The organism is Streptomyces sp. TRM64462, assembly GCF_013362995.1.
In the GTDB taxonomy this organism is placed as follows: Bacteria; Actinomycetota; Actinomycetes; order Streptomycetales; family Streptomycetaceae; genus Streptomyces.
The window spans coordinates 1-26663 of record NZ_JABWDV010000276.1 but is presented as its reverse complement, the minus strand read 5'-3'; the positions used below and the strand labels follow the sequence as shown (position 1 = coordinate 26663).

General features: G+C 72.2%; 23 protein-coding genes. 6 read left to right on the top strand and 17 right to left on the bottom strand.

The genetic code is table 11. The features are described 5' to 3' along the window. From HTZ82_RS13160 to HTZ82_RS13120, 9 genes are all read right to left on the bottom strand, one after another. On the bottom strand, positions 1-965 hold a 965-nt coding region (locus tag HTZ82_RS13160), incomplete at its 3' end, for a carbohydrate kinase family protein (RefSeq protein WP_175409537.1). Positions 966-1052: 87 nt separating this feature from the next. Then, positions 1053-2279: a methionine adenosyltransferase gene (gene metK / locus HTZ82_RS13155; RefSeq protein WP_175409536.1), complete on the bottom strand. Its 1227-nt coding sequence runs from the start codon at positions 2277-2279 to the stop codon at positions 1053-1055. A gap of 112 nt (positions 2280-2391) precedes the next feature. Next, complete coding sequence (locus HTZ82_RS32225; RefSeq protein ID WP_175409535.1) at positions 2392-3492, bottom strand: GNAT family N-acetyltransferase; 1101 nt, start codon at positions 3490-3492, stop codon at positions 2392-2394. 5 nt (positions 3493-3497) lie between these two features. Beyond that, positions 3498-4289: a class I SAM-dependent methyltransferase gene (locus HTZ82_RS13145; RefSeq protein ID WP_175409534.1), complete on the bottom strand. Its 792-nt coding sequence runs from the start codon at positions 4287-4289 to the stop codon at positions 3498-3500. Next, positions 4289-5299 (bottom strand): 3-oxoacyl-[acyl-carrier-protein] synthase III C-terminal domain-containing protein, encoded by a 1011-nt coding sequence (locus HTZ82_RS13140; protein ID WP_309235445.1) that lies wholly within the window; start codon positions 5297-5299, stop codon positions 4289-4291. Before HTZ82_RS13140 ends, HTZ82_RS13145 begins: the two co-directional genes overlap by 1 nt. After that, positions 5296-6144, bottom strand: a complete 849-nt coding sequence (locus tag HTZ82_RS13135; RefSeq protein WP_175409533.1) for a TauD/TfdA family dioxygenase — start codon at positions 6142-6144, stop codon at positions 5296-5298. Before HTZ82_RS13135 ends, HTZ82_RS13140 begins: the two co-directional genes overlap by 4 nt. A gap of 114 nt (positions 6145-6258) precedes the next feature. Then, on the bottom strand, positions 6259-7464 hold the full coding sequence (gene hemA / locus HTZ82_RS13130; RefSeq protein WP_175409532.1) for a 5-aminolevulinate synthase: 1206 nt from the start codon (positions 7462-7464) through the stop codon (positions 6259-6261). Positions 7465-7483: 19 nt separating this feature from the next. Further along, complete coding sequence (locus HTZ82_RS13125; protein ID WP_175409531.1) at positions 7484-8674, bottom strand: MFS transporter; 1191 nt, start codon at positions 8672-8674, stop codon at positions 7484-7486. A 295-nt stretch (positions 8675-8969) separates the two neighbouring features. After that, positions 8970-9596, bottom strand: coding sequence for a ScbR family autoregulator-binding transcription factor (locus HTZ82_RS13120; protein ID WP_175409530.1), 627 nt, complete (start codon positions 9594-9596; stop codon positions 8970-8972). Positions 9597-9790: 194 nt separating this feature from the next. On the opposite strand from HTZ82_RS13120, the gene HTZ82_RS13115 reads away from it, so the two are divergent. Together HTZ82_RS13115 and HTZ82_RS13110 are read left to right on the top strand one after the other, a co-directional pair. Further along, positions 9791-10744 (top strand): ScbA/BarX family gamma-butyrolactone biosynthesis protein, encoded by a 954-nt coding sequence (locus HTZ82_RS13115; RefSeq protein ID WP_309235443.1) that lies wholly within the window; start codon positions 9791-9793, stop codon positions 10742-10744. Between the two features lie 568 nt (positions 10745-11312). Continuing rightward, a complete protein-coding gene (locus tag HTZ82_RS13110) occupies positions 11313-12278 on the top strand; it encodes an NAD(P)-dependent oxidoreductase (RefSeq protein WP_175409528.1) in 966 nt (321 codons plus the stop codon). Between the two features lie 69 nt (positions 12279-12347). Here the strand turns inward: HTZ82_RS13110 and mfd are convergent, their stop codons facing one another. From mfd to HTZ82_RS13095, 3 genes are all read right to left on the bottom strand, one after another. After that, positions 12348-15878 (bottom strand): transcription-repair coupling factor, encoded by a 3531-nt coding sequence (mfd, locus tag HTZ82_RS13105; RefSeq protein ID WP_175409527.1) that lies wholly within the window; start codon positions 15876-15878, stop codon positions 12348-12350. Between the two features lie 184 nt (positions 15879-16062). Continuing rightward, positions 16063-18696: an ABC transporter permease gene (locus tag HTZ82_RS13100; protein ID WP_175409526.1), complete on the bottom strand. Its 2634-nt coding sequence runs from the start codon at positions 18694-18696 to the stop codon at positions 16063-16065. Further along, entirely contained in the window at positions 18693-19481 is a 789-nt protein-coding gene (locus HTZ82_RS13095; RefSeq protein ID WP_175409525.1) for an ABC transporter ATP-binding protein, read from the bottom strand. Before HTZ82_RS13095 ends, HTZ82_RS13100 begins: the two co-directional genes overlap by 4 nt. Positions 19482-19663: 182 nt before the next feature. Here HTZ82_RS13095 and HTZ82_RS13090 point away from each other — a divergent pair, with 182 nt between their 5' ends. Beyond that, complete coding sequence (locus tag HTZ82_RS13090; RefSeq protein ID WP_175409524.1) at positions 19664-21271, top strand: MFS transporter; 1608 nt, start codon at positions 19664-19666, stop codon at positions 21269-21271. A 237-nt stretch (positions 21272-21508) separates the two neighbouring features. On the opposite strand, the gene HTZ82_RS13085 is transcribed toward HTZ82_RS13090, so the two are convergent. Continuing rightward, positions 21509-21904 (bottom strand): hypothetical protein, encoded by a 396-nt coding sequence (locus HTZ82_RS13085; RefSeq protein ID WP_254711820.1) that lies wholly within the window; start codon positions 21902-21904, stop codon positions 21509-21511. Positions 21905-22181: 277 nt separating this feature from the next. Here HTZ82_RS13085 and HTZ82_RS13080 point away from each other — a divergent pair, with 277 nt between their 5' ends. Next, the gene (locus HTZ82_RS13080; RefSeq protein WP_175409523.1) at positions 22182-22562 is read left to right on the top strand and encodes a hypothetical protein; all 381 of its coding nucleotides are present in this window, start codon (positions 22182-22184) and stop codon (positions 22560-22562) included. Between the two features lie 52 nt (positions 22563-22614). Here the strand turns inward: HTZ82_RS13080 and tgmA are convergent, their stop codons facing one another. From tgmA to HTZ82_RS32210, 3 genes are read right to left on the bottom strand one after another with little or no spacing between them, the layout of a single operon-like run. Beyond that, positions 22615-22866 (bottom strand): putative ATP-grasp-modified RiPP, encoded by a 252-nt coding sequence (tgmA, locus tag HTZ82_RS32220; RefSeq protein ID WP_309235441.1) that lies wholly within the window; start codon positions 22864-22866, stop codon positions 22615-22617. Beyond that, the gene (locus tag HTZ82_RS32215; protein ID WP_175409522.1) at positions 22794-23009 is read right to left on the bottom strand and encodes a hypothetical protein; all 216 of its coding nucleotides are present in this window, start codon (positions 23007-23009) and stop codon (positions 22794-22796) included. Before HTZ82_RS32215 ends, tgmA begins: the two co-directional genes overlap by 73 nt. Beyond that, positions 23006-23362 carry a hypothetical protein gene (locus HTZ82_RS32210; protein WP_175409521.1) on the bottom strand — a complete coding sequence of 119 codons (357 nt, stop codon included), beginning with the start codon at positions 23360-23362 and terminating at the stop codon, positions 23006-23008. Before HTZ82_RS32210 ends, HTZ82_RS32215 begins: the two co-directional genes overlap by 4 nt. 163 nt (positions 23363-23525) lie before the next feature. On the opposite strand from HTZ82_RS32210, the gene HTZ82_RS13060 reads away from it, so the two are divergent. Beyond that, positions 23526-24863: a hypothetical protein gene (locus tag HTZ82_RS13060; protein ID WP_175409520.1), complete on the top strand. Its 1338-nt coding sequence runs from the start codon at positions 23526-23528 to the stop codon at positions 24861-24863. A 101-nt stretch (positions 24864-24964) separates the two neighbouring features. Then, positions 24965-25525: a chloramphenicol phosphotransferase CPT family protein gene (locus tag HTZ82_RS13055; protein WP_175409519.1), complete on the top strand. Its 561-nt coding sequence runs from the start codon at positions 24965-24967 to the stop codon at positions 25523-25525. Positions 25526-25582: 57 nt separating this feature from the next. Here the strand turns inward: HTZ82_RS13055 and HTZ82_RS13050 are convergent. Further along, a partial coding sequence (locus HTZ82_RS13050) for an SUKH-4 family immunity protein (RefSeq protein WP_217624040.1) occupies positions 25583-26663 on the bottom strand: 1081 nt, incomplete at its 5' end.

The following is a 26663-nucleotide window of genomic DNA, read 5'->3' as shown; positions in this document are numbered from 1 at the left end:
GCGTCCAGGTCCGGGGCGACGGCCGCGCGACCGTACGTCGCCGCCATGCGGTCGGACAGCTCCGCCGGGACCAGCTTGTACTCCTGGGTGCCGACGGACTCCAGGACCAGGGTCGCCAGGGCGCAGCCCAGTTGGGCGCCGTGCTCGTGCGGCCAGCCCCAGGCGAGGCCCGCGAGGAAGCCCGCGCGGAACGCGTCGCCGACCCCGGTCGGGTCGACGGCCCGCTCCGTGGGCACCGCTGCGACGTCCACGCGCGGGCCTTCGGCGGTGGCCATGGTCACGCCGTCCGCGCCGTGCGTGGTGATCCAGGTGCCGACGCGCTCCAGGATGTCGCGTTCGGTCCAGCCGGTCCGCTCGCGCAGCAGGGCCGCCTCGTACGCGTTGGTGAACAGCAGCGTCGCACCGTCGACCAGGCGCCGCGCCTGGTCCCCGTCGAGGCGGGCGAGCTGCTGCGAGGGGTCCGCCGCGAACGGGACGCGCCAGCTGCGGCACTCGACGGTGTGCCGCACCATCGCGGTCGGGTCGTTGGGCGCGACCACCACCAGGTCCAGGCCGCCGACGCGGCGTGCGGTGCGGCCGAGGACGATGTGCCGCGCCTCGGACATGGCTCCCGGGTAGAACGTGGCGATCTGGTTCTGGTCGGCGTCCGTCGTACAGACGAAACGGGCGGTGTGGCGTACCTCGCTGACGTGCACGGACTCGGTGTCGACGCCGTGCGCGCGCAGCCACGCGCCGTACTCGGCGAAGTCCACGCCCGCGGCGCCGACCAGGACCGGCGCGACGCCCAGCCGTCCGAGCCCGACGGAGATGTTGGCGGCCACACCGCCGCGGCGGACCTCCAGGTCGTCGGCGAGGAACGACAGGGAGACCCGGTCGAGCTGCCCGGGGATCAACTGCTCGGTGAAGCGGCCGGGGTAGACCATGAGATGGTCGGTGGCGATCGAACCGGTCACGGCGATGCGCACGGCTTCTCCTCGGAGTGGCGATACGGCGTACGGCGGCGATACGGGGATACGGCGAGGCAGCGATACGGCGATGCGGCGATGCGGACGTCAGAGGCCGGCGGCGCGGCGCAGCGCGTCGGCGCGGTCGGTGCGCTCCCAGGTGAAGCCCTCGTCCTCGCGCCCGAAGTGCCCGTACGCGGCGGTCCTGGCGTACACGGGCCGCAGCAGGTCCAGGTCGCGGACGATCGCGGCGGGGCGCAGGTCGAAGACGTCCTCGACGGCCCGGTAGACGCGGTGCACGGCGACGCGGGCGGTGCCGAAGGTCTCCACGAAGACGCTCACCGGCTCGGCCTTGCCGATGGCGTACGCGACCTGGACCTCGCAGCGCCGCGCGAGCCCGGCGGCGACGACGTTCTTGGCGACCCAGCGCATCGCGTACGCGGCGGAACGGTCCACCTTCGACGGGTCCTTGCCGGAGAAGGCGCCGCCGCCGTGCCGGGCCATGCCCCCGTACGTATCGATGATGATCTTCCGGCCGGTGAGGCCGGCGTCGCCCATCGGCCCGCCGATCTCGAACCGGCCCGTCGGGTTCACAAGCAGCCGGTAGCCGTCCGTCTCCAGCTCGATGCCGCTCTCGGCGAGGTCCTTGAGCACCGGGGCGACGACGTGTTCGCGGATGTCGGGCGTGAGCAGCGAGTCGAGGTCGATGTCGGCCGCGTGCTGCGACGAGACGACGACGGTGTCGAGGCGCGTCGGGCGGCTGCCCTGGTACTCGACGGTGACCTGCGTCTTGCCGTCGGGCCGCAGGTACGGGACGGTGCCGTCCTTGCGTACGGCGGTGAGGCGGCGGGACAGCCGGTGGGCGAGGTGGATCGGCAGCGGCATCAGCTCGGGCGTCTCGTCGGACGCGTAACCGAACATCAGGCCCTGGTCGCCGGCGCCCTGCCGGGCGAGGGCGTCGTCGGCGGCGCACTGCTGGAGGGCGCCGTCGACCCGCTTCTCGTACGCGAGGTCGACGCCGCGCGCGATGTCCGGTGACTGGGCGCCGATGGAAACCGAGACGCCGCAGGACGCGCCGTCGAAGCCCTTCGCGGACGAGTCGTAGCCGATGTCGAGGATCTTCGCGCGGACGAGGGCGGGGATGTCGGCGTAGGCGGTGGTCGTCACCTCGCCCGCGATGTGCACCTGTCCGGTGGTGATGAGCGTCTCGACGGCGACGCGGGCGGCGGGGTCCTCCGTGAGGAGGGCGTCGAGGATCGTGTCGCTGATCTGGTCGGCGATCTTGTCGGGGTGGCCCTCGGTGACGGACTCCGAGGTGAACAGGCGGGGCGGCATGAGGTCTCCTCGTGACGTTTCGGGGAGGCGGGTGGGGTGGGTGAAGGGGGTACCGGGCCCTCAGGCCCGCGGGGGAGAGGAAGGGCCTGAGGGCCCGGAGCTTCGGCCGCGCTCAGCCGAGCGCGCCGGTCGCGGGCGTGAACAGCCGGGAGCGGTCACCGGGCAGGGGCCGCCCGTGGACCATGACCGTGGTGGACACGGCCCGGCCCAGGCCACGGTCCCGCGCCCACGCGAGCACCTCGCCCCGGTCCGCGCCGACGTCGAACCGGACGGGGCCCTCGATCCGGGCGGCGAGCCCGGCGAGCAGCGCGACCGCCGTGTCCGGCCCGTCCGCGACGACGGGGCCGATCGCGGTCGTGCCGACGGCGTCCCACGCCATGGCGTAGCCGCGGGGGCCGCGCGGGCCGTCGACGACCCGGACCTGTGCCGCGACCGCCGCGAGGTGGCGGAGCAGCACGGAACGGTCGGCGCCGAACACCTCGCCGTCCAGGGCGGCGATGCCCGGCAGGTCGGCCGGGCCCGCCGCCCGTGACGCCTCGCCGGTACGGGAGGTACGGGAGGTACGGGAGGACGCGGGCGGGCGCGGTGTCCCGGAGCAGCGCACCAGGGTGCCGATGTCCCGGAAGCCGAACCGTTCGTAGAGCGGCCGGCCCTGGCCGGTGGCGGTGAGCCAGAGCGTGTCGGCGGGCGCCCGGTCGAGTGCGTGCCGCAGCAGCCGCGTCCCGAGGCCCTGTCCGGCGTACCGCTCGGCGACGAGCATCCCGCCGATGGTGGTGACGGCGCTCCCGTACCGGACCACCCCCACCGCCCCGGCGAGCCCGCGCCCGCCGCCGCTGCCGCTGCCGCCGCCGCTGCCGTTGCCGTTGCCGTTGCCGTTGCCGCCACTCCCCCTGTCGTCCGCCGCCGTCCCGTACACGGCGCCGGTCGCGAAGAGCAGGTCCCAGGCGCGCAGCTCGGCCGGCCAGCCCCGGCCCCGCGCGAGGCGGAGGCAGTCGGCCAGTTCCTCACGCCCCAGCCGCCGAACGGGCAGCCGCCCGGCACCGCCACGGGCGGCGGCTGCGGCACGGGCCCCGGCCCCGGCTGCGGCGCCGGTCGCGCCAGCGACACGGACACCAGCGGCGGCACAGGTGACGTCAGCGGCACCAGTCGCGGCAGCGGCACCAGCGTCGGCTGCGCCGCCGGTCCCGGACTCGCCCGCAGCGGTGCCCGCCACGACCGTCACGGGCGGCGGCCCGCCACCGCGGCGATCACCCCGAACCACTCGGCGAAGTCCGGGCCTTCGGGCCGGTCGAGGTAGCGGTCCACCTCGTCCTGCGACAGATAGCCCTTCTCCACGAGCACGGGCCCGGTCTGCCGGATCGTCGGGCGGATCCAGCGGTGCGCCTGCGGGCCCCAGCCGTCCCAGCCGCCGAGCGACGGCGCCAGGTCGACCGTGACGTCGGTGAGGCCGAGCCGGGCGATGGCCGACGGCAGCTTGCGGGTCCAGCGCATGTCGCCGCCCTGGGAGTTCATCTGCCGCACGATGGCGTCCATCGGCCGGGACCACTCCGGGTGCGCGGTCTCGTCCGACGGGAACCAGTAGCCGTCGACGATCACCAGCCAGCCGCCCGGCGCCAGCCACTTGTACATCCGGGCGAGCACCTCGTCGCGCTCCGGGATGTGCTTGAGCACGGAGCGGGCGTGGATGACGTCGAAGGACTCGGCCGGGAAGTCGTCCTCGCGCATGTCGAAGGGGAGCACGCGCAGGTTCGGCGCGTGGTTCTCGTCGAGGTAGCGGGCGTCGATGTCGGCCGATGTCACGCTGCCCCGCGGGAAGCGGTCGGCGAGCCAGTACGAGACGGAGCCGGCGCCCGACGCGAGGTCCAGGCAGCGCGGCGCGTCGCCGAGCGGCAGGGCGGCGAGCGCCTTGGTGCTCACCGGGTCCAGGGCCTGCTGGAGCAGTTCGAGCCGCTCGCGCTCCTCGGGTATGTCCTTGCTGAGGACTCCCGTGCCGTAGGGGTCGTGCTTCATCACATTCCCTCTTCCTCGTGGCAGCCGGCGGCGAGCTGTGCGGCGGGCAGGCCGAGTTGGTATTCCAGGGCGGTGATCCCCCAGCTGAACCCCATGGCGCTGGTGGCGAGCAGGATGAGGTCGCCCCGGTGGAGGCGTCCGTCGTCCAGCAGGCCGCGCAGCGCGATCATGGTGTCGGCGCCGCCCATGTGCCCCAGCCGGTGGTAGTTGAAGACGCTGCGCTCGGGCGGGATCCCGGTCTCGCGCAGCAGCCGCTCGTGCATCGAGCGGTCCCCCTGGTTGATGAGGAACCAGTCGATGTCGGACACCTTCCGGCCGAGTGCGGAGAGGGTGTCGTCGATGAGCGCGGTGAAGTTGTCGACGTAGGCGGTGGCGAGCCCGGGCCGGTGGCCGTCGCGCCGGATGACGACGCGGTCCTGGCGGATCTCGCCCTTGTAGTAGTCGGCCCAGACCGGGTCCGTACGCATCGCGGAGTGCAGGACCCGGAAGGCGGCGGACTCGCGGGACAGCAGCACGGCGGCGGCCGAGTCCCCGAAGTTGAACAGGGCCTTGGAGTCGGGGTCGGTGTAGTCGACCATCCTGCTGAGCCGGTCCGCGACGAGGACCAGGACGTGCTCGGCGCGGCCGAGCAGGATCTCGTGGAGGCCGACGCGGACCGCCGTGAGGCCGGCGTTGCAGAAGTTCGCGATCTCGAAGCAGTGGGCCCGGCTGATGCCCAGCTCGTTCGCCACCTTCGCGGCAGGTGACCAGAACGGCGTGTCCCACTCGCCGGATCCGGCGAAGATGACCTGCCCCACGTCGTCCGGTCCGAGCCCCGCCCGGTCCATGACCCTGCGGCCGGCCTCGCAGGCCAGCTCCCAGGTGGGTTCGTCCTCGGCGAGTGCCGGGAAGCTCTCGCTGTGGGTGATCTCCAGGATCTCCCCGAGGCCGACGCCGGAGGTCCGGGCGGCGTCGGCCATGCTGACGCGGGACGCGGGGAGGACGACTTCTATGCCGGCTATGCCGCTCACGGCCGGCCCTGGGCGGCGATGCTGACGCGGTGCACCGTGCGGGCGTCGCCGGGCGCGACGTCGGTGGCGCAGTGCAGCGTGGTCTGCGTCTTCCACACGACGAGGTCGTCGGGGGTCCAGCGGTGCGTGTAGACGTGCGCGTCGTCCTGGATGAGGGAGTCGAGGAGGGTGAAGAACGCCTCGTTCTCGTTGGCGTCGAAGCCGACGACGCCGTCCATGTACTCGGGGGCGCCGTACAGGTACTCCTTGCCGGTGAAGGGGTCCTTGACGACGAGGGGGTGCTCGACCTTGGGGTGCTCGATGTCGATCCAGGCCCGGAACTCGGCGACGGACAGGCCGATGTGCTCCTCGCGGATGCGCAGCCGCTTGGCGACGGTGTGGACGCCGGTGCGGCCGGCGACCTTGTTCTTCCACTCGTCGGGCAGCCGGTCGTAGACGTCGGCGGCGCTGGCGAAGAGGGTGTGCCCGCTGGTCGCGGGCACGTTGACGCCGTGCAGCATCGTGTACGGGGCGGGGTCGGCGACGAACGACGAGTCCTGGTGCCAGAAGTTGCCGACGCGGGCGACGCCGACGGGCTTGTCGTTCTTCTTCTCGTTGGAGGAGATCATGATTTCCGGCACGTCGGGGTGCCGGTACTTCTCGATGACGAACGGCACGGGTGTGCCGAGCCGGCGGGCCAGGGCGACCTGCTGCTCGGGGGTTATCTCGAAGCCGCGGATCACGACGAGTTCGCGCTGGTTGACCGCGTCCACGAAGGCGTCGACGGTCCGCTGGTCGGCGAAGTCCTCGTAGGTGACGCCCGTGATCTCCGCGCCGATGAAGGGAGTGATCTCAGTGATGTTCACGACGAGCTCCTTTGCGCTGTGGTGGTCGGTCAGGCGTTACGTCAGGCGTTGGGGTCAGGCGTTACGTCAGGCATTGCGTCAGGCGTTACGTCAGGCGTTGCGTCAGGCGTTGCGTCAGGCGTTGGCGAGGCAGTCCTGGAGGGCCTGGGCGAATCCGTCGATCTGTTCGTCGGTCCGGTACGGCGGGACGGTGACCCGCAGGCGTTCGGTGCCGAGCGGTACGGACGGGAAGTTGATGGGCTGGACGTACACGCGGTGCTTCTCCAGCAGCAGGTCGGTGACGCGGCGGACGCGCTCGCTGCCGGGGATCATCACGGGGATGATGTGGTGGGCGGCGTCCAGGAACGGGATGTCCCGGTCGCGCAGGGCCGCCTTCATCCGCAGGGACCGGTCGGTCAGCCGGTGCCGCAGGTCGTCGCCGTTCCGCACCAGCTCCAGGGCCTTGAGCGTGGCGTCCATGCAGGCCTGCGGGAGCGAGGTGGTGAAGATGAAGCCGGGGGCGTGCGAGCGGATGAAGTCCACGGCCGTGTCGGGGCCCGCGACATAGCCGCCGACGGTGCCGAGCGCCTTGCCGAAGACGCCCTGGACGAAGGTGGGGCGGGTCTCGCCGACGGCCTCGCACAGGCCGGCGCCGGTCGGGCCCATGGCGCCGATGGCGTGGGTCTCGTCGAGGTACGTCATCGCGTTGTACCGGTCGGCGAGGTCGCAGATCCGTGAGACGGGCGACAGGTCCGCGTCCATGGAGTACACGGACTCGAAGACGATCAGCTTGGGCCGGTCCGGGTCACAGGCGGCGAGCTGCTCCTCCAGGGCGTCCAGGTCGTTGTGCGGGAAGATCCGCTTCTCGCAGTGGGCGCGGCGTATGCCCTCGATGAGGGAGCGGTGGTTGTGCTCGTCGGAGAAGGCGACGATGCCGGGTATCTCGGCGAGGAGGACGCTGAGCGACTCGAAGTTCGCGACGTATCCGCTGGAGAAGACGAGGGCGCGTTCCTTGCCGTGCCAGCGGGCCAGCCGCTGCTCCAGCTCGGCGTGCGTGGTGCTGGTGCCCGCGATGTTGCGGGAGCCGCCCATGCTGGTGCCGTGCAGCGCGGTGGAGTCGATCTGGGCCCGGATGAGCTCGGGGTGCTGGCTGAGGCCTAAGTAGTCGTTGGTGCACCAGACTTCTATCTCTTCGCCGTGGTGCAGTGTCTGTCCGGGGCTGCCGGACATGTGGGCGGTCGGGAAGTAGCTGCGGTAGAGGCCGTTGCTCTTCATGTGCCGCAGCTTCTCGTCGAAGGTGACGAACGCCGGTTGCGTTTCCCTTAATGAGCTGGCGGTCATGTTCTCCGGTCCTTCGGTGTCAGCGGGTGGCCGGGGCGTCCGGTGCGGGAGTGCCCTGCGGCGTCGCGGGCTTCTTCTCCAGCGCCCCGGACAGGAGGGTGAGGGCGAGGGCGGCGGCCGCGAGGAGGGCGCCGACCCAGTTGGGCGAGGTGTAGCCGAATCCGGCGTCGATGGTGAGGCCGCCGAGGTAGGCGCCGGCCGCGATGCCCACGTTGGACGCCGACACGGTGACGACGGCGGCGAGCGTGGGGGCGCCCTCGGCCTTGCTGATGACGCGGGTCATCAGGCCGGGTACGGTCGCGAATCCGGCGGCGCCCATGAGGACGAGCGTGATCGCCGCGAGCACCTTGTTGTGCGCGGTCGCGGAGAACGCGGCGAGGATGACGGTCAGCGCGGCCAGGGCGACCGCGAGCGTCGGCATCAGGGCGCGGTCGGCGAGCCTGCCGCCGATGGTGTTGCCCGCGACCAGTCCGGCGCCGAACAGGACGAGGAGCGGGGCGATGGCCCCGGAGGCGTATCCGGTGACCTCGGTGAGCAGGGGCGCCACGTACGTGAACGAGGTGAACAGGGCGCCGAGGCTGAACGCGGTCATGGCGAGGCCGATGATCACCTGTGGGCGGCGGAACACGGCGATCTCCTGGCGGAGGCCCGCGGTCCGCGCGCCGCGCTGGGCCGGCAGCAGGATCATGATGCCGACGAAGCCGACGGCGCCGATGAGGACGAGCATCCAGAACGTGGCGCGCCAGCCGAAGTGCTGGCCGACCCAGGTGCCGAGGGGCGCGCCGACGACGTTGGCGATGGCGCCGCCCGCGAACACCATGGCGACGGCGCGGGCCTTCTTCGACGACTCGACGAGGTCGGCGGCGACGACGGAGGCGAGCCCGATGAACGAGCCGTGGCAGGTGGCCGTGACGATCCGGCCGGCCATGAGGGTCTCGTAGCCAGGGGACAGCGCGGACAGCAGGTTGCCCGCGATGAAGATGCCCATGAGCCCGAGCAGGACGGCCTTCCGCGGCAGGCGGATACCGGCGGCGACCAGCAGCGGGCCGCCGATGACGACGCCCAGCGCGTAGCCGGAGATGAGATAGCCGGCGCCGGACACCGAGACCGACAGGTCGTCGGCGACGTCGGACAGCAGGCCCATGATGACGAACTCGGTCGTTCCGATTCCGAACGTGCTCAGGGTGAGCGCGACTAATGCGAGCGGCATCCGCAATACCTCTTCTGAAGGGAGGGTGCGTTGCTCTCGTCTGCTCTCCGCACCCGAACCGGCACGCAGGACGCTACAAACAGACAAGTCTGTCTGTCAACGAGAAAAGACCTCACCCCTGACAGGGCAAGTTCGAGCGATTTGCCCGACTTTGAGATGAGGTAGGCGGGCGATTCCAGGCGGCAAGTCGAGACAGGACTCGACTGCATATCCGGCAACCAGACAGGGAGGCAGGCTCAGGGCAGGCGCCGGCCCGCCGTGACGGAGTGTTCAGACAGCCGCTTCCGGCGGTGCGTCACTCCGTCTTCTCGGCTTCACCGGGCGGGAGTTGGGTCCTGAGGTGTGCCACGAGACCGGGCGCCGCGATACCGGGGAGCATGCAGCGCCACATCACGGCGACCCGGTGCGTCAGGTCCTCCCGCTCCGTGTAGATGCGCGACATCAGCTGGAGCCCGGTGAACGCGCCCACGATGAGCTGCGCGACGTCCTCGACGTCGAGGCCGGGCAGCAGTTCGCCGCGGGCCTCCGCCTCCCGGAGGATCTCCAGTATCACCTCGGCCGACCGCTGGTACGCGATCACCTTGCCGTCGCGGAACGACGTCTGCTCGACCGTGAGCCGGACGCTGGCCTGGAGGACCGGGTCGTGCTGGAGGCCGTGCGCGAACCCGAGCGTCAGATCGATCAGCGACTGCAGCCTCATCGGCCGGTCGGGCGCCACGAGGGCCTGCGCCTGGGCGTCCACCAGGGCCGCGGCGATGGCCTCCTTGGAGGAGAAGTGATGGTAGAGAGCACCCCTGGTCAGCCCGGCCCGCGCCAGGATCGCCGTGGTGCTCGCCCCTTCGTAACCGCTCTGGGCGAAGACCTCGGCCGCCGCCTCAAGGATCAGTCGCCGCGTCCTGATCCCACGCTCCTGCAGCGCCATCGGCACACTCCACATTTGGTTGACAATCCAAACAGTCCTGTCTGTATCTTAAGACCGCGGATCAGGCAATCTTAGGTGTGCCGGACCATGCCAAGTTCGTCCGTTCGTCCTCCACGGGGAAACGAGTCTGAATGCAATCGCTGTCGCACACCGCTGAGCCCGGCGTCCTCTCGGCTCCGCGGTTATCGTCCACCGTGCCGCACCACCGCCTCCCTGACGCGGGAGGACCACTCCCCTACGCGGGAGAGCCGCTCACCACGACCGTGCCGCGCCAGTACGTCCACCGCGCCGCCGTGGCCGAGGTCTTCCTCACCGGATGGGAGGAGACCGGCCCGCACGCCTTCACCGTCCGGGCCCAGTGGCCCCGGGGCCACTCCCTGTTCCGGGCGGCCGGCGGCCACCAGGACCCGCTGCTCATCGCAGAAACGATTCGTCAGGCCGGGTCGCTCCTCTCCCACGCCGCGTACGGCGTGCCCCTCGGCCACCAGTTCCTGATGTGGGACCTCGCGTTCTCGGCGTCGCCCGAGGCCGTGGCCGTCGCCCCCGCCCCCACGGACCTCGAACTCCACGTCACCTGCCGCGACGTCGCGCAGCGGCGCGGCGAGCTGACGAAGATGCGGTACACGGCGAGCGTCGTACGCGACGGCAGGCCGGTCGCCACCGGCGGGGCCTCCTTCAACTGCGTCACCCCGGCCGCGTACCGCAGGCTGCGGGGCGAGCGCCCCTTCTTCCCGTCGGGCGCCATGCCCCCGCCGGTCGCGCCCGGGCTCGTCGGGCGGGAGCTGGAGCGTGACGTGGTGCTGGCGGCGCCGACGGGCGACGCGGGCACGCACCGCTGGGAGTTACGGGTCGACACGGGCCACCCGGTCCTCTTCGACCACCCGGTCGACCACGTGCCGGGCATGGTGCTCCTTGAGGCGGCACGGCAGGCGGCCCAGGCGGTCAGCTCCCGCCGAATCCTGCCCGTCGCCGTGAGCACCGTGTACGAGAACTACGCCGAGTTCGACGCGCCCTGCTGGATCGAGGCCACCCCCGGCGCCCCCGACGCGCTCGGCCGGCCGACGGTCGAGGTCACCGGCCGACAGGCGGACCGCACGGTCTTCACCAGCACGGTCACCGCGTGGCCGGCGTCCAGAACACCGGCCTGAACACAGCAGGACCGGCCTGGCCGGACCGCCCTGCCCGAGCCGACCGAGCTGGCCGAGCCTGGCCGAGCCTGGCTGACCCGATCCGGGCCGACCCTAGAGTCCGAGCCGAGCCGATTTCGAGCCGAGCCGAGCAGTCAGGCTGGACGGAGCCGGAACCGAGCCGGTCCGATCCGGGCCGGGCCGAGAGCCCGAGCCGAGCCGAGCCGGTCCGAGGCGAGTTCGAGCCCGAGCCGGTCCGGGCCGAGCGGGACCGAGCCGGACCGATCCGAGAGCCCGAGCCGAGCCGAGCCGGTCCGCGCCGAGTTCGAGCGCGAGCCGGTCCGGGCCGAGCGGGACCGAGCCGGGCCGATCCGGGCCGAGTCGGATCAAGCCGGGCCGATTCGGACTGATCCGGGCCGAGTCGGACCAAGCCGGACTGATCCGGGCCGATCCGGGCCGAGTCGGACCAAGCCGGGCCGAGCCTGGCCCGCCCGAGCTCTGTCCGGCCCGAGCTCTGTCCGGCCCGAGCCTGGCAGGCCCGGTTTGAACACAGCTGAACCGAGCCGAACCGAGAGGCACGTCCCGCGTTATGAGCCCCGTTCCCCCCACCGTTCTGATCACCGGAGCCGGCGGGTTCGTCGGCAGCCGCGCCGTCCACCACGCCCGCCGCGCGGACACGCCCGCGCCGCCGCGGCTGCGGCTGCTGGCGCACCGCCGCCCGGTCGTCGCGCCCGGCCCCGGCATCGAGACCGTCGCCGGTGACCTGACCCGCCCCGGGACGCTGCGCGGACTGTGCGACGGCGTCGACGTGCTGCTGCACTGCGCCTCGCACATCGGCGGCCCCGACGACCTGTGCCGTGCCGTGAACGTCGGCGGCACGGAGGCGCTCGTCGAGGAGGCGCGCCGCGCCGGGGTGTCCCGCGTCGTGTACCTGAGCACCGCCGCCGTGTACGGGCGCGGGCGCTTCGTCCGGGCCGAGGCGGCGGACCTGGAGCGGGGCCCCGTGTCGGAGACGTCCCGCACCCGGGCGGCCGCCGAGGACCTGGTCCTCGCGGCGGGCGGGCACGTGCTGCGCCCGCACCTCGTGTACGGCGCCGGGGACCGCTGGGTCGTGCCGGGCGTGCTGCGGCTGCTGGCCGCGCTGGGGGCGCCGGTGCGCGAGTGGGCGCGGGCGCGGCTGTCGGTCGTGGACGTCGACGCCCTGGCCCGTGCCCTGGTGGCCACGGCCCTCGCCCCCGAGGACCGGCTGCGTGACCGGGTCCACCACGCCAACCACCCGGAGCCGGTGACGGCGGAGGACCTCGTACGGACGGCGGCCGAGGCGTGCGGGGCGCCGTGGCCGTCGGACGCCATCGGCCTCGCGGAGGCGCGGGAACGGCTGGCGGCGCGCGGCGCCTCCACCCACTCCCTGGACATGCTGGTGACGGACCACTGGTTCGACAGCACGCCCCTGTGGGACGGCCTCGGCCTCGCACCGGGCCCGGCGTTCCACGAGGGCTTCACGGCACACGCCCCCTGGTACAGGGAGCAGCACGCGGTGACCGCCCGCGCCTGACCGTCCGGATGCCGCCCGCCGTCGCCGCCGTGCGGGCGGCACCCCGGACCCCGCGCTCTGATCCCCGCTCTACGACCCGAGGATCGTCGTCAGGAACTCCCCCGTCCACGCGAGCAGTTCGCGCCCCACCACCGGCTTGCCGCCGATGGTGCCCGTCGTCGGGCGGGGCACCAGGATCTGCCGCGCCGGCGCCTTGATGACCGTCCGCGGGTACAGCCGCTTCAGCCGCAGCTCCTGCGACTCGCGCAACTCCACCGGCGCGAAGCGGATGTTGTTGCCCTGCAGCACGATCTCGCCGACGCCGCACGCCCGCGCCAGCATCCGCAGCCCGGCCACGAGCAGCAGGTTCTCGACGGGCTCGGGCAGCTTGCCGTACCGGTCGGTGAGCTCCTCGCGTACGGCCTTGATGTCCTCCTCCGTGTTGGCGGAGGCGATCGCCCGGTACGCCTGGAGCCGCAGCCGCTCGCCCGGCGCGTAGTCGTGCGGGACGTGCGCGTCGACCGGCAGCTCGATCTTGACCTCCAGCGGCGGCTCCTCCTCCGCGCCGCCCTCCAGGGAGGCCCGGTAGTCGGCGACGGCCTCGCCCACCATCCGTACGTACAGGTCGAAGCCGACACCCGCGATGTGCCCGGACTGCTCGCCGCCCAGCAGGTTGCCTGCGCCGCGGATCTCCAGGTCCTTCATCGCCACGTACATGCCGGCACCCATCTCGGTGTGCTGCGCGATGGTCGCGAGCCGTTCGTGCGCGGTCTCCGTCAGCGGCTTCTCCGGCGGGTACAGGAAGTACGCGTAGCCGCGCTCACGGCTCCGGCCGACGCGGCCGCGGAGCTGGTGCAGCTGCGAGAGGCCGAAGTTGTCGCCGCGCTCGACGATGAGCGTGTTGGCGTTGGAGATGTCGATGCCGGACTCGACGATCGTCGTGGAGACCAGCACGTCGAACTTCTTCTCCCAGAAGTCCACGACGACCTGCTCCAGCGCGTGCTCGCCCATCTGGCCGTGCGCGGTCGCGATCCGCGCCTCGGGCACGATCTCGCGGAGCCGGGCGGCGGCCCGGTCGATGGACTCGACGCGGTTGTGGATGTAGAAGACCTGGCCCTCGCGGAGCAGTTCACGGCGGATGGCGGCGCCGATCTGCTTCTCCTCGTACGGGCCGACGAACGTGAGGACCGGGTGCCGCTCCTCTGGCGGGGTGGTGATGGTGGACATCTCGCGGATGCCGGTGACGGCCATTTCGAGCGTACGGGGAATGGGGGTGGCCGACATCGTCAGCACGTCGACGTTGGCGCGGAGCTTCTTGAGCTGCTCCTTGTGCTCGACGCCGAACCGCTGCTCCTCGTCGACGATGACGAGCCCGAGGTCCTTGAACCTCGTCTCGGAGGAGAAGAGGCGGTGCGTGCCGATGACGACGTCGACCGACCCGTCCCTGAGGCCCTCCAGGGTGGCCTTGGCCTCGGTGTCGGACTGGAACCGGGAGAGCGCCTTCACCACGACGGGGAACTGCGCGTACCGCTCGCTGAACGTCCCGAAGTGCTGCTGCACGAGCAGCGTGGTGGGGACGAGGACGGCGACCTGCTTGCCGTCCTGGACGGCCTTGAACGCCGCCCGTACGGCGATCTCCGTCTTGCCGTAGCCGACGTCGCCGCAGATCAGCCGGTCCATGGGGACGGACTTCTCCATGTCCTCCTTGACCTCGGCGATCGTGGAGAGCTGGTCGGGCGTCTCGGCGTACGGGAAGGCGTCCTCCAGCTCCCGCTGCCACGGGGTGTCGGGCGAGAAGACGTGTCCGGGCGCGGCCATACGGGCCGAGTACAGCTTGATCAGGTCGGCGGCGATCTCCTTGACGGCCTTCTTGGCGCGCGCCTTGGTCTTGGTCCAGTCGGCGCCGCCGAGCCGGTGCAGGGTGGGGGCCTCGCCGCCGACGTACTTGGTGACCTGCTCCAGCTGGTCGGTGGGGATGTAGAGGCGGTCGCCGGGCTGGCCGCGCTTGGCCGGCGCGTACTCGACGAGGAGGTACTCGCGTGTGGCGCCCTGGACGGTGCGCTGCACCATCTCGATGTAGCGGCCGACGCCGTGCTGCTCGTGCACGATGTAGTCGCCGGCCTCCAGCGTGAGCGGGTCGATCGTCTTGCGGCGCCGGGTCGGCATGCGGCGGCCGTCCTTGCCTGCCGCCTTCTGCCCGGACAGGTCGGTCTCGGTGAGGACGACGAGCTTGAGCGCCGGGTCGACGAACCCGTACTCGATGGACCCGCACGCCACGTGGACGAGGGACGGCGAGATGTCCGTGAGGTCCGCGTCGAGCCGGGCGGCGACGCCCTCCCCGCCCAGCACCTCGACGGTACGGGTGGCGGGGCCGTGCGCCTCGGTCACGAAGACGGTGCGCCAGCCGTCCGCGAGCCAGCCCTTGGTGTCGGCGAGGGCGCGGGCGGTGTCGCCGCGGTAGGCCTCGGGAGCGTGCATGCCGAGCTGCAGGGTGTCCTCGTCCAGCTCCGCGTCCGCCGCGAAGGGCGACACCGACCACCAGAGCATGCCGAGCTCACGCGCCCGGTCCCGTACGTCCGCGATGCCCCACAGGGAGGCCGCGCCGACGTCGATGGGCGCGTCACCGCCGCCGGCGGTGGCGGCCCAGGAGGCCTGGAGGAACTCCTGGGACGTGGCCACGAGGTCGGCCGCCCGGGTGCGCACCCGCTCGGGGTCGCAGACGACGGCCATGGATCCCTTGGGCAGCACGTCGAGCAGCAGTTCCATGTCGTCGACGAGGACGGGCGCGAGGGACTCCATCCCCTCGACGGCGATGCCTTCGGCGATCTTGCCCAGCAGCTCACCCAGCTCGGGATGGGCTTCGGCGAGGGCGGCGGCCCTTTCCCGTACGTCCGGGGTCAGCAGCAGCTCCCGGCAGGGCGGAGCCCAGAGCCCGTGCTCGGCGATTTCGAGGGACCGCTGGTCGGCGACCTTGAAGTAGCGGATCTCCTCGACGTCGTCCCCCCAGAACTCGATGCGGAGGGGATGCTCCTCGGTGGGCGGGAAGACATCGAGGATCCCGCCGCGCACGGCGAACTCGCCGCGCTTCTCGACGAGCTCGACCCGCTGATACGCGGCGGCGGCCAGCCCCGCGACGATCTCTTCGAGATCAGCGCTCTGCCCCGTCCGCAGACTGACGGGCTCAAGGTCCCCCAGTCCCTTGACCTGCGGCTGGAGTACGGAGCGGACGGGCGCGACGACGACCTGGACGGGCCCGGCGGCGGGGTCGTCCGGCGACGGGTGCGCGAGGCGCCGCAGCACGGCGAGCCGTCGCCCCACGGTGTCGCTGCGCGGCGACAGCCGCTCGTGCGGGAGCGTCTCCCAGGCCGGGTACTCCACGACACCGTCCGGGTCCAGCAGCGACCGCAGCGCCGCCGCCAGGTCCTCCGCCTCCCGGCCGGTCGCCGTCACCGCAAGCACCGGCCGCCCGGCGTCCCTGGCCAGCGCGGCCACCGCGAAGGGGCGTGCCGCGGGCGGGCCCACCAGGTCGACATGGGCGCGGTGCCCGTCGGCGGCCGCCTTGACGGCTTCGGCGAGTGCGGGGTCCTTGACGACGGCGTCGAGCAGACCGTGCAGGCTCATGGGGGGTGTCCGTCCCGTGTTCGTATGGCGACTGGCTGGGCAACGCGAACCACCCGACACGTACGACGGGCCGGGGGCTCCCAGCGTACGACGCCCCTACGACACGCGCGCCCGGATACTCCGGGACCGGCCGCGGGCCACCGGCCACGGGCCACCGGCCGCCGCCGGTGGCCCGTGGGCGTGGCTACTCCGTGGCGATGGCGTTCAGGACGTTCATGCGGCCCGCGCGGAACGCCGGGACCAGGGCGGCCAGGAGGCCGACGAGGGCCGAGCCGGCGAAGACCGTGAGGATCGTGGGCCACGGGACGTCCAGGACGGTCAGGCCTTCCAGGACCAGGAGTTTCTGGGCCGCCGTGCCCCAGACGAGCCCCAGGGCCAGGCCCAGGAGCGCGCCGAACAGGGCGATGACCACCGACTCCAGGCGGATCATCCGGCGCAGCTGGCGCCGCGACAGGCCGACCGCCCGCAGCAGGCCGATCTCGCGGGTCCGCTCCACCACCGACAGCGCCAGGGTGTTCACGACGCCCAGCACCGCCACGATGATCGCCAGGGCGAGGAGTCCGTACACGATGTTCAGGAGCTGCCCGACCTGCGACTGGAGCTCTTCCTTGTAGTCGGTCTGGTCGCGCACCGAGTACTGCGGGTACTTCCCGAGCGCGTCCTTCAGCGCCGCGTACGCCGCCGCCTCCTCACCGTCCCGCGCCTGGGCGAGGAGCAGCAGGGGCGCCGGGACGCGGTCCGCGGGCACGTACTGCTCGACGGTCGCCAGGGCGGTGTACTTCGCGCCCTTGTCGACGCTGCTGTCGTCCGACGTGATCGCCGCGACCTTCAGCTGCGCGGTCCGGCCGTGCCGGAACGCGACGGTGAGGGTGTCGCCGACCTTCACGCCGTGCTTCGCGGCGTACGCGTCGCCCACCGACATGGCGTTCGTGCCGTACGCGGCGTGCAGGTCGCCCGCGACGGTCTCGCGGCGGATGTCCTGTACGTAGGTGGGGTCCGCCGCCTGGAGCCGGGTCTTCTCGCGGGTGCCGTCGGGCGCGGTGACCGTGGCGTCCGCGAGGGTTAGCGCGGTGACGTGGGCGAGGCCGGGCGACTTCTCCATCGCGGCCCGCGCCTGCGGCACGACCGGCTGGCCGCCGGCGGACCTGACGATGAAGTCCGCGCCCACCGACCGGTCGAGTTCGTCGGTCGCGGAGGCGACCATCGACGAGCCGACCACCGACATGCCCGCCACCAGCGCGAGCCCGATCATCAGCGCGGCGCCCGTCGCGCCCGTACGGCGCGGGTTGCGCAGCGCGTTGCGCTCGGCCATCCGCCCGACGGGCCCGAACACCCGCAGGACGACCGCCCCGAGGACCCGGACGACCCCGCCGACGAGCAGCGGCCCGACCACGACGAACCCGACGAGCGTGAGCACGACCCCGGCGGCCAGGTACAGCGACCCCTCGGCCGCCTGGTCGGCGCGGGCGGCCGTCCACAGGGCGGCCGCCCCGGCCACCGTCAGGGCCAGGCCGACGGCGGCCCGCACGCGCCCGGCGCGACGGCCGTCCACGGAGTCGGCGGAGCCCGTACCCGCGTCGCGCAGCGCGGCCATCGGGGACACCTTTCCGGCGCGGCGCGCCGGGACGTACGCGGCGAACAGCGTCACCGCGATGCCGAGGAACAGCCCCACCGCGGGCGTCGTCCACTTCACGGTCAGGTCCTGCGTGGACAGCTCCATGCCCATGGACGACATGAGCTCCATCAGCCCGACGGCGAGCCCCACGCCCGCGGCCACGCCCGTGACCGAGCCGACGACCCCGAGGAGCACGGCCTCGACGAGGACGGACCGGTTCACCTGCGTACGGCTCGCGCCGACGGCCCGCATGAGGCCGATCTCCCGGGTGCGCTGCGCGACCAGCATGGAGAAGGTGTTCACGATGAGAAACACCCCGACGAGCAGGGCGATGCCGGCGAATCCGAGCATGGCGTACTTCATGACGTCGAGGAAGCCGGAGACGTCCTCGCTCATGGAGTCGGCGGCCTCGGCCTGCGTCTGGAGGCGGTAGCCGCCGGCTCCGGCGCTGCCCGGGACGCCCAGCGCCTCGGCCACGTTCTTCTTCAGCTGCTCGTGGCTGACGCCGGGCTCGGCCGTGGCCGAGATGCCGGTGAACCTCCCTTCCGCGCCGAGGAGTTCACGCTGTGCGGTGGCGGTGTCGTAGAAGAAGACCGCCGCGCCCGGGTTGGTGATCGTGAAGGAGGCGATTCCGGAGACCTGGGCCGTGAAGTCGCCGGTGACGGAGATGGTGCGCACCTCGTCGCCGAGTTTCAGGCCGTGCTTCTCGGCCGTGCCCGCGTCGACCATGACGTCGGTGGGGCCGCGCGGGGCGTGACCGGAGGAGACCTCCATCGAACGGAGGTCGTTCGATGTCCAGTTGGACGCGATGGTGGGGGCGCCGCTGGTGGGCCCGAGGTTCTTGTCGTCGGCGTCGACGACGGTCACGGCCATGGAGGTGACGAGGCCCTCGGCGGAGGCGACGCCGTCGGCCGCCGCCACCTTCGGCACGAGCGAGGCGGGCAGCGCCTCGGGCCGGCCGGTGGCCGAGATCTCGTCATCGTTCCCCGCGTCCCCCTCCCCCTCCCCCTCCGCCGAGGCGGGGCTGACGGTGAGATCGGGGGCGGAGGCGGCGAAGAGCTTGTCGAAGGTGGTGTTCATGGTGTCCGTGAACACCAGGGTGCCGCTGACGAAGGCGACCGACAGGAGGACGGCCACGGCGGACAGCGCCATCCGCCCCTTGTGGGCGAGGAAGTTGCGGAAGGAGGTCTTGAGCACGGTCACGACGTACGCCCCCGGGCGTCGAAGTCCTTCATACGGTCGAGGACGGCTTCGGCGGTCGGCTTGAGCATCTCGTCGACGATGCGCCCGTCCGCGAGGTAGAGGACGCGGTCGGCGTAGGAGGCGGCGACGGGGTCGTGGGTGACCATGACGATGGTCTGGCCCAGCTCGTCGACGGACGTACGGAGGAAGCCGAGCACCTCGGCGCCGGCGCGGGAGTCGAGGTTGCCGGTCGGCTCGTCCCCGAAGATGATCTCGGGGCGTGCGGCCAGGGCGCGGGCGACGGCGACGCGCTGCTGCTGGCCGCCGGAGAGCTGGGCGGGCCGGTGCGTGAGCCGGTCGGCGAGCCCGACGGTCTCCACGACGCGCCCGAGCCACTCGGCGTCCGGCTTCCGTCCGGCGATGTCCATGGGCAGCGTGATGTTCTCGAGCGCGTTGAGCGTCGGGAGCAGGTTGAACGCCTGGAAGACGAACCCGATCCGGTCGCGGCGCAGCTGCGTGAGCTTCTTGTCCTTGAGCCGGGTGATCTCCACCTCACCGAGGTGGATCTCGCCGCCGGTCACCGTGTCGAGCCCGGCCAGGCAGTGCATGAGCGTCGACTTGCCGGAGCCCGACGGGCCCATGATGGCCGTGAACCGGCCACGGGCGATGTCCACGTCGACGTGGTCGAGGGCGACGACGCGGGTCTCCCCCGACCCGTACGCCTTGACGACCTGCCGCGCCCGCGCGGCGACGGCCGTACGCCCTCCGGTGTCCCCGTGCCGGGGTGTGGTGACAGCCGTGGTCACGGTGCGCCTCCTGGGAATGCCGCTGGAATGTCGCCGACCGGAGCAGACCCGCCCCGTGAGAACAAGCTAAGGACCGGCCGTCCGTCGTCTCGTCCTCCACGGGGACGAACGCACCCCGGTCCACCCCGGTACGTCCCGAGGAGCTCCCCCTAGGGGTCGCCCTGCGGTCGGGATCGGCCCGGATGAGAGGGTGCGGAGGGGCGCGACGCAGGCTCGGCTCGGGGAGGGACGGCAGGGTGACGGCGAGTGGAAGGGCGCGGGGCGCGGAGCACCCACCCGGCGGCGAGACTGCCGGGAAGGAACACCCGACACCGTCACCCACGTCCCGCCGGGGCCCGGTGGTGGCGGCGATGATGCTGGCCATGGCGCTGGCCGCGCTCGACGGCACGGTCATCGCCACCGCGGTCCCGCAGATCGTCGGGGATCTGGGCGGCTTCTCGGTCTTCTCGTGGCTGTTCTCGGGCTATCTGCTCGCGGTGACGGTGACGATCCCGGTGTACGGGCGGCTGTCGGACACGTACGGCCGTAAACCGGTCCTGGTCGCGGGCATCGCGGTCTTCCTGCTCGGGTCGCTGCTGTGCGGGGCGGCCTGGAGCATGGCGTCGCTGATCGCGTTCCGCGTCGTCCAGGGGCTCGGCGGCGGGGCGCTGCAGGGCACGGTGCAGACGATCGCGGCGGACCTCTATCCGCTGAGCGAGCGCCCGAGGATCCAGGCGCGGCTGTCGTCGGTGTGGGCGGCGTCGGCGGTGGCCGGCCCGGCGGTGGGCGGGCTCATCGCGGCGTACGCGGACTGGCGGTGGATCTTCCTGGTCAACCTGCCGCTCGGCGGCCTGGCGCTGTGGCTGACGGCCCGCTACCTGCGGGAGCCGGAGCGTGACCGCGCGGCTGGGCGTCCCCGGGTGGACTGGCGGGGCGCGCTCCTGGTCTTCGCGTCCGGGGCGGTGCTGCTGACGGCGCTGGTGCAGGGCGGTGTGGCGTGGCCGTGGCTGTCGGCGCCGTCGCTGGGGCTGGTGGCGTGCGGTGTGGCGCTGGTCGCGGTGACGGTGGTGGTGGAGCGGCGGGCGGAGGCGCCGATCGTGCCGGGCTGGGTGTGGCGGCGGCGCACGATCGCGGCGGTCAACCTGGCGCTGGGCGCGCTGGGCCTGCTGATGGTGGCACCGGCGGTGTTCCTGCCGATGTACGCGCAGGCGGTGCTGGGCCTGGGCCCGGTGGCGGCGGGTTTCGTCCTGTCGGTGATGACCCTGAGCTGGCCGCTGAGCGCGTCGCTGTCGCACCACGTGTACCGCAGGGTGGGGTTCCGCCAGTCGGCGCTGATCGGCATGACGGGCGCGACGCTGGTCCTGCTGTCCTTCCCGTTCCTCCCGTACCCGGGCGAGCCGTGGCAGCCGGCGCTGCTCATGCTGCTGCTGGGCGCGGCGCTCGGGCTGTTCCAGCTCCCGCTGATCGTGGGCGTCCAGTCGACGGTCGGCTGGTCGGAGCGCGGCACGGCGACGGGCTCGGTCCTCTTCTGCCGCCAGATCGGCCAGAGCCTGGGCGCGGCCCTGTTCGGCGCCGTCGCGAACGCCACGCTCACCTCCCGCCTCGGCCCGTCGAGCGGCGACCTGGACACGGTGTCCCGCGCCCTGGAAACCCCCGGCGCGGCGACGGACCAACTCCGCCGAGCGGTGGCCGCGGCAGTAGACCACGTCTACCTGGGCGCGGCGGCGGCGGGCGCGCTGGCGGTGGTGGCGCTGCTGGTGGTGGCGCCGCGGCGGTTTCCGGTCCTCAAGGACGAGGACGGCACTGCGTGAAGGCCGCGGCAGCGGCCGCTTCGGATTGCCAGGTAACGGCCCAGTTGCGACGTCACTCCGCGCAGGGGCACCTAAGGCTCCGTCTTGAGAGACCTACCCGTCTTCGTCCTCGACCTCCAACGCTTGCCTCGCCAGGCCTATGAACGAGACGTAGGCATCCCGGAAATCCCGGTACGCAGCATCATAGTCGCGCCTCCGCTCGGGACTGTCGTCACCGATGAGCGCCTTGAGCAGCGACTACACGCGTCGCGCCATCTGCCGCACCTGCTCCGCCGCGGCGGAGACCTCGGCAGGACCGTCGAGCCGGACCTCATGGGTTGCCCTGTTCATCGCCCCGATGGCCGGACCGATGCGCTCATACATCTGCGTCAAGAGCCGATCCTTGCTCTCACGGTCACGCGCCGCGTCAACGTCGTCGATCTGCCATGTGACCTCATTGAACGCGTGTGCGCAGTCCATCATCTCCCGATAGGTGGATCGACGCCGGTCGCGCTGCTCACGAAGGGCCTCTGCCGTCGTGGTCGTTCGGGCTTGCACCAGCGCCGCGCGCGAGGTCGCCCGCGCGGTGATGTAGCTGGCTCCCAGCGCGGTCAACGCAGTGAGGATGCCGACCCACAGTCCGCTATCCGCCATGATCGAGGAGTCTGCCAGCCGGGAGGACCGTCGGGACAGCCCCCGCATCGACCACTGACCGTGATCTGCGACGTCCGGACAACTCCCCGTTGACCGGCTGTCGGTGGCCCCGCGCCGCCTCCCTGCCCACAAGGCGGAACGCCTCCGACCTGACAGGACGACAGAATCACGACTCCACAACACATAGGCAGATTGATCTACAGGGTCCGTTATGCCCCATGCGGGGGATGTAGCGTGCGCGTTCGATCATGTACACGCAGCCGAAGGAACAACCCTCATGACGACCCCGCAGCCGCCCCTCCCCGAGCAGCCCGCCGCGCCCGCCGAGCCCGCCAAGAAGAAGAGCATCGGCAAGAAGATCCTGGGCGTGCTCGCGCTGATCGTCGTCGCCGTCGTGGTGAAGGTCGTCCTCCCGTACGTCTTCACCGGGCCGACGCACGCCGAGGCGGGCGACTGCGTCCAGGTGACCGGCCCCGACAACGCTCCGGAGGTCGAGACCAAGGAGTGCTCCGAGGGAGGACCCGACCTCTACAAGGTCGTCAAGGTCGTCGACGACACCTTCGACGTCGACCGGTGCGGCGCCGCCGGCGAGTCCGCGCTCGCCCAGCAGTGGAACTCGGAGAAGTTCGTACTCTGCCTTGACCCTGTGAAGGGCTGACCGCACTCACAGACGAGAAGCGACATGAAGGGGCCGCCCAGGGGCGGCCCCTTCAATGTCTTGTGCGCGGATCAGGGCAGGCGGTGTTCCCACCGCAGGACGGACGCCAGTACACGGCCCGCACTCGTCCGAGCCGGGTCACCGGGTCGATCTCCACGGTGGTGAACGGCTGCCTGACCGTCCTCGGGTACGGCCCGAGTCGGCCAATGCCCCACGGGCGTGGAGCCCCGGTCAGGCCGTCGGGCTCTTGCCCTCGTCCCGCAGCGGCGGCAACGGGACCAAGGTCCAGCCCCGGGCCTGCCACGACGCCTCGACGTACGCGCCCGTCAGCGTGTACCAGCCGCCCTTGTCGGCGGGCGCGGTGACGACGGCGACTTTCATGCGGGAGGAGTCGATGACGCGGGCGCCGGCCGTGAGCTGGAGGTGGGCGCTCCTGGGATTGCTCACGACCGGGCCCCCTGGTGCGCGGCGGCGTAACGGGCGAGCATCTCGGCGCCCTTGGCCAGGAGCCGGAGGTTCGCGGCGGGGTCGTGTACGGGGTCGGAGGCGACGGCGCGCGCGTGGGCCACGGTGTGGCAGGCGATGTCCCGGGCACGGCCGTCGGCGAGGCCGCGGGCGTAGGCCTCGGCCGCGTCCGCGTACGTGAGGATGTGGTCCCGCAACCGGCCCCGAAGCGCGTCCGCTTCGCCGGTCGGCCGCAGGACCGCCAGGCGCAACGCCAGTTCCACGTCCCCGACCACCTGGCAGGCCCCTGGAGGCGGCGGCACCGTGGACTCCTGGAAGGCATGAACCGTTGTCATCATCGTTCACCTCGTCAGGCCGTGAAAGGGCGGGCAGCGGATGACGGAGTCCCACTCGGCGGGTTCCGTTCGGCTGACACTCATCCAACGCGGGTACGGCCCGTGGGAGAACCGGGCACTCTGGAGGTCCGGTTGAACGGGTTGAATGCTCGGGGGTTCCGCGATGGCACCACGCACACGCACACCCAATGCGGCACTGGTACGGCTCATGGCCGAGGCCGGTGTCGGCAACGCTCAGCTCGCACGCAAGGTGAACCTTGCCGGTACGGAGCTCGGGCTACGCCTCCACTACGACAAGTCCACCGTTTCACACTGGTTGAAGGGCAGCGTGCCGAAGAAGGAGGCGCGCCCTGCGGTGATCGAGGCGCTGTCGCGCCTCCTCGGCCGTCCGGTGACGTACACCGAGATCGGCTGGGGAACCTCCCCCGGCGAAAGGCACGACATCGCGGCGGGAGTGATGGAGCTGAGCCGGACGGACATGGACCCGTCCCGGCGCAGTGTCCTGGGCGCCGGGCTGTACAGCGCCACGCTGCTGGTGCCGTCCTTCCAGGAGGTCCTCGTCGGCCGCGCGGAGGCGGCGCAGGCCGGGAGGACCGTACACATCGGTGACAGCGACGTGGAGACCGTCCGCCGCATGACGGACAAGGTCGCGGAGATCCTCGACGAGATCGGCGCCGGGCACGCCCGCCCGATGGCCGCCGCGTTCCTGGCGAACACGGTCGGCGCGTACCTGAAAGCGTCCGGGCCGGAGCGCGTGCGGCGGGACATGCGGGCGGCTGCCGCCGACCTCGTGTACCTGACCGGGTGGATGGCCATGTACGAGGAGCAGCAGGGCCTCGGCCAGCGGTACTACCTGAAGGCGCTGAAGCTGGCCGGCGAAGCCGAGGACCATGTCACCTACTGCCGCGCCCTCCGGGGCATGAGCCTCCAGGCAGCGCACCTGGGGTACGGGCCGAAGGCCCTGGAGCTGGCGGACGCGGCGGCGGAGGCCGCGCCGGCTGCCGGCCCGCGCCTGGTGGCCTTCCTACGGGGGCAGCAGGCCCATGCCTCCGCGATGGTCGGTGACCGGCACGGCGCGCTGGCCCGCCTGCGGGAGACGGAGGTCGCGCTGGCGAGGGCCGACAACCGGCGGGACGCGGTGGGCGGCTACGACGAAGCGGCGTACTTCTTCCACGAGGCCCACGTCCGCTGGCGCCTGGGTGACGGCGACGGCTCCATCAAGAGCCTGCGCCGTTCCAACGCGGCCCGGTCTCCCGAGGAGCGGCAAGGGCGCCTGCACTGCCTCGGCGTGATCGCCGAGCGGCAGTTCCGGATGAGGCATGTGGAGGCCGCGTGCGCCACATGGAACGCCTTCCTGGACGAGCATGCGGCGCTTTCCTCGGCGCGCGGCGACCAGCACCTCAAGACCATGCGCCGCTCCCTGCCCGCCTACCGCAGCATCGGCGCAGTCCGGGAGCTGGAGGAACGGGCTCGACACGTCGCCGCGCTCAAGGCAGCCTGAGCCCCGTTCAGCGTATGCACTTCCCCGAGCCGACCGCCACACCTGGGCCGCAATCGAGCAGGCCCAGGTCGCCCCGCGACAACCACGGAGCCCGACCCGCCATGACGCGACCGAGCGAGCACGGCCGCATCGTCTTCCTCAACGGCACGTCCAGCTCAGGAAAGTCCAGCATCGCCGCCGAACTCCTCCGGATCCTCGACGGCGCCTGGTTCCACATGCCCGTGGACGCCTTCCACGCCATGCGGTCCCGCCGCGAACTCAGCGCGGACGCCGTGCCGGACGTCCTGCACCGCACCTGGCGCGGCTACCACCGTGCCGTCGCCGGTATGGCCGCCGCCGGCAACAACGTCATCGTCGACCACGTCCTGAGCGAACCCTGGCGCCTCGTCGACTGCCTCGACCTGTTTCCGGCCCCGAACGTCACCCTCGTCGGCGTACGCTGCTCGGCCCCCGAAGTCGAACGCCGCGAGCGTGCCCGCGGCGACCGCCCCGCCGGACTGGCCGCCCGCCAACTCCCGCTCGTCCACGCCCATGGCCTCTACGACATCGAGTGCGACACCACCACCGCGAGCCCCCTCGCCTGCGCCACGCGGATCAAGGAATTCCTCGCCCGCCGGCCCGCCCCCACCGCCTTCGAGCAGCTCGCGGCCAAGCGCCCTTGAAGACGACGACGCCCCTGCCCGTACCGGCCGTACAGGCAGGGGCGCGGCGTCACACGGCTACAGCAGGCCGTCCCACATCTGCTCCAGCAGCACCGACCACCAGCTCTCCGGCGACGACAACGCCGCCGGGTCCAGCATCGCGAGCTGGGTCTGGAAGTCGACCGTCCAGCGGCCCGCCTGATCCGGGGTCAGGCCGAAGCGGAGGCGCCACATGCGACCCAGCAGGGCCAGGCAGCGCGTGAACTCCGGCAGGCCCGTGTTCACGAACTGCGGCGCCACCGGCTGCCCGCCAGGACCCGCCTCCACCGGTACGGCGACGATGTGCGCCGTACCGTACTGGACGCAGATCGCCCGGCCGAAGTCGGAGCCGAGCACCAGGTACGAGCCCGCGTCCGACGCCGGCTGGACCTGCCGCTGAGCGGCGAGTTCCGCCAGCGTCGGGACGACCGGGTGCGCCGGCTGCGCCCAGAAGAACGGCCCGAAGTCCGCCGGAAGGCCCGCCCACACCAGGGTGAGCGCCACCAGCTCCGGCACGCCCTGGCGCGACACCGCCCGCTGGTCGAAGCGGCAGATGCCGTGCGGACCGAAGGCGCCCGCCAGCTCCTGCGCCACACCCTCCGGCGGGAGAGGCGGCGCCGGCTGTACGGGGTGCAGCGGGGCGCGCACCGGCGCCGGGCGCGCCGGGCCGTCCGCCACCTGGTGCAACTCGCCCTGGTGCGCGATCAGTTGCCGCATACCCTGCTGCCGGCTCGCGTGATCACGACCGTACGGCGCTATCGACGTGATCCGAGCCTGCGGCCACGTCTCGCGGATCATCCGCGCGCAGTAGCCGCCGGGCAGCTCGCACGAACCCAGTTCCGTGTGCAGCTCCAGCACCTGCTGCGGCGGCACGTTCATGGCGCGCAGCTCGTGCAGGATCTGCCACTCCGGGTGCGGCGTGCCGGGCGCCGACCTGCGGATGATCTGCGCCTCCGAACCGTCGGGCGCGCGATAGCGGACCACCACCTGGTAGCCCGGCCCCACCGTGGGCAGGCCCGTGGGCTGCTGCGGATAGCCGTACGCGGGCGCCCCTGGAGGCGGTACGGCTCCGGGCGCGGCCGGCGGCGGTACGGCTCCGGGCGCGGCCGGCGGCGGTACG